Genomic DNA, 5,810 nt, shown 5'->3' with positions numbered 1-5,810 from the left:
CCTTTGCCGGTAACGACCGCACCGGCAACAACACCGCCCAGGTACTCAGGCGACGACATGTCAACCTGATCATTTGTACCCATGAGTGAACGTACGAGAGATGTCGCACCAAGTGACACACCGTCGCCAAAGCCCGCGCAGATATTCACAAGCTCATCTGGCAACGGATCACCCCATTCGAACAAACCCTCGGGATCGGTGAAATTTAAGGGATCACCGTGAACATAGGCGAAGATTGTTGCCCCCGACACGAAGTCGCCGTAGGTGAACGAGTTTTCCTGAGGCGAATCAACGGGTTGAGCAGCTAAGACGAAGACGGCACCTGTGAGCAGTGAGGGAATTTTTCCTAGAGGCACATTCTGCCGCACGCACGGGCGCGGGCAAGAGGACATTTTTCCTTTAGCTGCCGGCTGTTGGGCACGGCGCGCCAGCGCCGTGCAGGCTGTTCGGTCCCCGGCTGTTTGGGGAGGGCTTGGCTGCTGTGGCCGCGGCGGGAAGCCCGCAGGGCTGAAGCGCGGGCGCAGCAGACGCAGCCCGGGGTGGGCGGGCCTTGTGTTCGTGGTGCTGCGCCGCAGGCGCCTGGCTACGTTGCCTGCGGTTTCGGCGCAGCCGATACCGCACTGACCAAGGATGTCCAGCGCGCGGCGAGCACTACACCGCGTGAGCTTGCTGGCCGCGCGCGCAGGCGGCGCGGGGCGCAAGACATAACGGGGATTGCCATTCAACCCGAAGGGCGCGAAGCGCAGCGCAGCGGTGCCGGCACCAAGCGCGCTTTGCGCGCGACTGCGGCACTTGATGGCAATCGCCCGTTATGTTGAATGGCGCTTCGCGCCATTCACCCCGCGGCGCCTGCCAGGGTGCAGCGGGCTCGATGCCCGCTGCACCCTGCATCACAGTGCTGCGCGAAGCGCCTGGCTTTGACTTCGAGCAGTGGCCAACAGGTCCGTGTCCGGAGCAACGCTCGCCCGAACGCCCGGGTGTAGCGACGGCGCGCGGCTTGCCCGCGTGCTGCTGCGCCTCGATCGCCAACACGGAGCAAGCCGCGTGACGGGAGCGGTCGAAGTCGCCAGTCACGCCTCGCACGCCATGCGTTCAGCGGGGCGCGCAGCGCATCCGCCTGCAACGCCTGCTCACCTCGGCGCGTAGCCTTGGTACGTCAGCTCCTGGCGCACCTGCTCGCAAGCCTCGCGCATCCGCCGGGCCTCCTCGTCGTCCACCGCCAGCGAGCGCCACTCGCTCCAGCCCGCGCGCTTCAGGAATTGGGCCAACGCCCAGGCCTGCTCGTCGCTCAGCTCGACTTGGAAGTTCAGGTCGCTCATGGCCGCTCCTTCCCGTCGCCCGGCTTGCGCCCGAACCCCGCCGCCTCGTAGTACGCGCGCGCCGCGGCTTGCGCCGCTTCGCCGCGACTGACGTACTTGGTGATCTTGGTCAGCGGCTTGATTGCGCACAGGTCGGCGGCAAAGCTCTGAATCAACTGCGCCATCCTCATGCCGTCGCGATCGCACAGCGCCTTGAACTCGGGCGGCAGGCGCAGCGATACAGCACAGCGTCTGTCGGGTGCAGGGCGCTTCTTGGCAGCCTGCGGGGTGGGTGCGCTTAAGGTCATGGTGTTTCCTTTCGGTGGGTGGGGGGGTCGTGCGGTGTCATGCGCTCTCCTGATCGTCTTCGGCTTCGGCCTGCAAGGCCTGCAGAAGCTCCTCAGGGCTCGTTTCGCTCTCGGGTGCACCCTCGGGTGCCTCCAAGCCGGCGCGCTCGCCCCTGGCGCGCCTGTGCGCGGCCGGATGCGTGCGCTCGTACACGCGCTTGAGCTGGGTCAGCGCCACGTGCGTGTAGATCTGCGTGGTCGAGAGGTCCGCGTGCCCGAGCATCACCTGGATGAAGCGGATGTCGGCGCCGGCCTCCAGCATCAGCGTGGCCATGGTGTGGCGCCACAGGTGGCAGCCGCCTTTCTTGGGCACGCCCGAGTTGCGCACGTAGGCCGCCATCAGCGAGGACAGCATCTCCTTGCTCAAGGCGTTGCCCTCGACGCTGAGGAACAGCTGGTGCACGTCCTGATTCCATACGAGCTGGCCGCGCGCCTCGCTCACGTAGCGCTGCACCCAGGCCAGCGCCCGCTCGCTGATCGGGATCATGCGGTCCTTGCGGCCCTTGCCCTGGCGCACCAGCAGCAAACCGCGCTCGTAGTCCAGGTCCTCGCAGATGAGGGTAGTCACCTCCTGGCGGCGGATGCCGGTGGCGTACAGCACCTCCATGATCGCCCGGTCGCGCAGGCCCAAGAGCGTGCCCAGGTCGGGCATCGCCAGCACCTGCTCGGCCTCGCCAGCCGAGAGCACCGCGCGCGGCACGTGCCGCACCTTGCGCGGCATGTCCAGGTCGGCCGCCGGGTTGGCGTTCAGTTCGCCTTCGCGCGTGAGCCAGCGGAACCAGCTGCGCAGCGTCCCCACCAGCGTGCGCTGCGTCACGATGGACAGCGGCTGGCCGTTGGCCTTGCGCCGGTAGTGCAGCCAGCGCTGGTAGCGCTGCAGCACCGCACGCGTGACCTGCTGCGGGTGCGTGACGCCGCGCTCGTCGGCCCAGTCGATGAAGTGGCGCATGTTCCGCTGCATGTGCTCCAGGCTGACCTCGGTGGAGCCCAGCACGGCGCGGTGCTCCAGGTAGCGGTGCATGGCCGCGAACAGCCCGCGCAGGTCGCCCGGCGCGCCAGCGCTCGCGCTGTGGTTGTCAAAGCGCTGGTAGGGCTTGCCGGCGCGCCGGTACGCGGCCATGCGGGGGCGGTGTCCCATGGTGGCTACTCCCCTTGGTGCGGCTTGGACGATGCAAGTACGACGCGGCTAAGAGGCAATGCCCGCCGTCCCTCTATATGCGTTTTGCGCTCATGTGCGCTGCAATCGGTCGCAAAGCCAATGACAGCGCGGCTTGCAAGCCGATTCACCCACCCCGACCACCCCCCGACCAGGGGCCGACCAAGGGCCGACCGACCCCCGACCGAAGGCGGTTTGACCCCGACCGACTGGCCGTCGTACTGGTAGTTATTCATCGCCATCGAGCTTGTCAACGTCGATCAGGCCGTTCACGTGCGCGCTGTCGTCGCCCTCTGCGTCGTACACCAGCTCGTAGTCGCACGCGAAGCCGCGGCGGTGCATCGCCACGTACTCCAGCTCCACCAGGCGCGCCAGGTGCACTTTGAGCTGCGTGTCTCCCCAGCACACGGCCTCGCGCAGCTCGCGCCGCGTGAAGCGCAGCTGCGTTTGCAGCAGGCGCTGGCTCTCGCACTGCGCACGCACCCATGCGCGCATGAGCACCAGCAGCTTGCGCGTCTGCGGCGGCAGCTCGTCCAGCGTGCGGCCCAGCACCTCGTGCGCGACCTGGTTGGCCAGCGCAATGTCGGCCTTGGTGACCTCGATGTAGCGCAGCACCTGGCCGGCGTGCTCCACGCTCTTGACCTCACGCTGGTGCTGATGCAGCAGGGTGATCGCCTCGATGAGGGCCAGGTACTTCACATGGTCCCGGCGCGTGCGGGTCTTGCTGGCCAGGAACGTGAGGCGCCGCGCGTAGGGGTTGACCACGTGCACGGCCGCGAGCAGGCGCTGCGCGTTGTGGTGTGCCCGCGTGAGGGCTTCGCGGCCGGCGCTTTGCAGCAAGCCTTCGAGCGTGCGCTTTTCTCGCTGGCGCGCGTGGATCGCGGCCGTCTGCTCGCGCGACTCGTTCACGGACAGCACCAGGCAGCGATTCAACAGCTCTTCGTCGACGTCGATCGCCGTGGTGGTGAGCATCAGCATCACCGGACCTTTGACGGTGTACTGGCGCGTTTGCAGGTTGCCCGTGGCTTCGTCCTTGGCCGTGCTGGCGATCGTGAGTTCGCCGTCCGACTGCAAGAGCTTCAAGGCATACGCCGCCTGGCGCACGCCTTCTTCCTCGGCGATGGCCAGGATCTTGTGCGAGAGGTTGTTTTCTCCCAGGTAGTACAGCGACTGGCCGGTCATCGCCGAGTAGCGGATGCGTTCCTCGGGCGGCACCAGGCCCAGCACGGCGTCCATGAGCGCGCTCTTGCCCGCGGCGCTGGTGGACTGGATCAGCACGGCCAAGGGCGCATCGAGCTTCCTGCTGACCACGGCCAGAAACGCGGCCTTGAGGTTCATCTCCTCGCCCACCATGCCCATCGTCTGCATGTCGCCGACCACGCGCTGCATCAGGTCAGGCGCGTGCAAGAGCGCCAGAGCCTGCGCCTCCTCCTCGGCCGAGAGGATCGGCGCAGTGGGCGTGCTCGGGCGCCGCGCCTGCGCCATGAGCTCGTCCTGCATGCCCTCTAGCTTCATCAGCACCGCGCCCAGCTCGCGCTTGACCACCTCGTCGCCCACGCCCAGCTCAATGCCCGCTTGCTTGACGAAGGCCACGCGCGCGCGTGCCGCGTACACGTCCAGCGTGTCCACGAAGTAGCCGCCGCTCGTCTCACACCGCACCTGCACGTTCACGCGCATCGCCTCGGGGGTGAGATTCTTTTTCCAGCCGCGCACGCGCCAGCAGCACACGCCCGGCTCGATCTGGAGTTCGTCAGGCAGCTGGCCCGGCGCGCCCGGCGTGGGCGCATCGGCGCCGCTGTCGGCAGCTAAGACAGGAAGGTTTTCTTTCTTAGTCGCAGGCGCTTCCTTGGGCGCGGGCTCGCTCACAGCGTGCGCCTGTGGCACGGGCGCGCGCGCGCCGCCCACCCACTGCGCCTGCCGGATCGCCAGCGCCATCGCCTTCTCGGGCGGGCTCATCTTGAGGGCGAATTCGTTGGCGTCCATGCCCTTGGGGAACAGCACGCGCAGCACCTCGAAGCCTTCGGCGATCAAGAGCGCAGCGAGTTCATCCGCGCCGGCATCGCCCGGCGCATCGCGGTCATAGGCGATGAGCACGCGCTCGATGTGGTTGGCTTTGAGCGCAGCGAGCATTTCGTCGGTGAAGCCGTGCGTGCCGTAACTGCTGCTGACGTTGGTGAAGCCGCAGCACCACACCGTGAGCGCGTCGATGATGGCCTCGCACTGGATCACCGTGCGCTCGCCTGCCGGGCGCTTTCCCGCCTCGATGATGCCGGCGATGTTGAACACCCCGCGCGGCCGCTGGCCCTCCTGCGGCTGCGGCAGGTACAGGTGCTTGGCCTGCTCGCGCCGCTTGTCTTCGTTGATCTGGCGGCCGTAGATTTCCACCACACGGCCGCGCTCATCGAGCACGGGCACGACCAGGCAGCCATTGAAGTGCTCGTGGCCCGAGTCGCGGTACAGCCCGAGCTTGTTCAAGCGCGCGCGGATCGCCGCGCCGTCCACGCGCCTGCTGTGCGGCAGCCGCAGGCCCAGCGTGCGGTCGGCCACGCCGAGCTTGAAGGTGTCGATCAGGGCCGCGTGCGTGAGGCCGCGCTGCTGGAGGTACGCCTGGCCCGGTGGATGGTCCTTGAGTTTGCCGTGGTAGTAGTCCACCGTGTGCCCAACCACCGCGTCGTCCTCGGCGTCGAAGGCGACCGGCGCGGCGAGCGCCCGCGTGGTCGTGCGCTTGACGGGAACAGCGCCGGTGGACGCGGCCAAGGCGGGATCGGCCTTCAAGAGTTCGACGGCGTGACGGAAGCTCACGCCCTTGGCTTTCATCACCCAGTCGATCGGCCCGCCGCCAGCATTGCAGCCCAGGCAGTGCCAAAGGTTTTTAGCCGGGCTGATTTTGAAGCTGGGCGATTTCTCCGCGTGGAACGGGCACAGGGCCACCAGGTCGCGGCCCACTCGCTTCAACTCGATGCCCGCCGCCTCCACCAGGCGCTGCACGCTCACTTCGTTCTTGATGCG

Annotated in this window: 5 protein-coding genes; all 5 read right to left on the bottom strand. The window is 67.6% G+C overall.

Features of this window, described 5'->3' with window-relative positions:
- A partial coding sequence (locus H0U68_RS07035) for a hypothetical protein (protein WP_296354009.1) occupies positions 1–368 on the bottom strand: 368 nt, incomplete at its 3' end.
- A 762-nt stretch (positions 369–1,130) separates the two neighbouring features.
- Complete coding sequence (locus tag H0U68_RS07030; protein WP_296354008.1) at positions 1,131–1,319, bottom strand: hypothetical protein; 189 nt, start codon at positions 1,317–1,319, stop codon at positions 1,131–1,133.
- Entirely contained in the window at positions 1,316–1,606 is a 291-nt protein-coding gene (locus H0U68_RS07025; RefSeq protein ID WP_296354005.1) for a hypothetical protein, read from the bottom strand. Before H0U68_RS07025 ends, H0U68_RS07030 begins: the two co-directional genes overlap by 4 nt.
- A gap of 37 nt (positions 1,607–1,643) precedes the next feature.
- A complete protein-coding gene (xerC, locus tag H0U68_RS07020; RefSeq protein ID WP_296354004.1) occupies positions 1,644–2,783 on the bottom strand; it encodes a site-specific tyrosine recombinase XerC in 1,140 nt (379 codons plus the stop codon).
- A gap of 246 nt (positions 2,784–3,029) precedes the next feature.
- A partial coding sequence (locus H0U68_RS07015; protein WP_296354002.1) for a CHC2 zinc finger domain-containing protein occupies positions 3,030–5,810 on the bottom strand: 2,781 nt, incomplete at its 5' end.

The organism is Ramlibacter sp. (genome assembly GCF_013697775.1).
Classification (GTDB): Bacteria; Pseudomonadota; Gammaproteobacteria; order Burkholderiales; family Burkholderiaceae_C; genus Ramlibacter.
The sequence above is the reverse complement of the archived record's forward strand: the minus strand, read 5'-3'. Positions and strand labels throughout refer to the sequence as shown.

Excerpts from the sequence above, each read along its gene's own strand:
- H0U68_RS07030 (WP_296354008.1), bottom strand. The coding sequence starts at position 1,319 with ATGAGCGACCTGAACTTCCAAGTCGAGCTGAGCGACGAGCAGGCCTGG.
- H0U68_RS07025 (WP_296354005.1), bottom strand. The coding sequence starts at position 1,606 with ATGACCTTAAGCGCACCCACCCCGCAGGCTGCCAAGAAGCGCCCTGCA.
- xerC (WP_296354004.1), bottom strand. The coding sequence starts at position 2,783 with ATGGGACACCGCCCCCGCATGGCCGCGTACCGGCGCGCCGGCAAGCCC.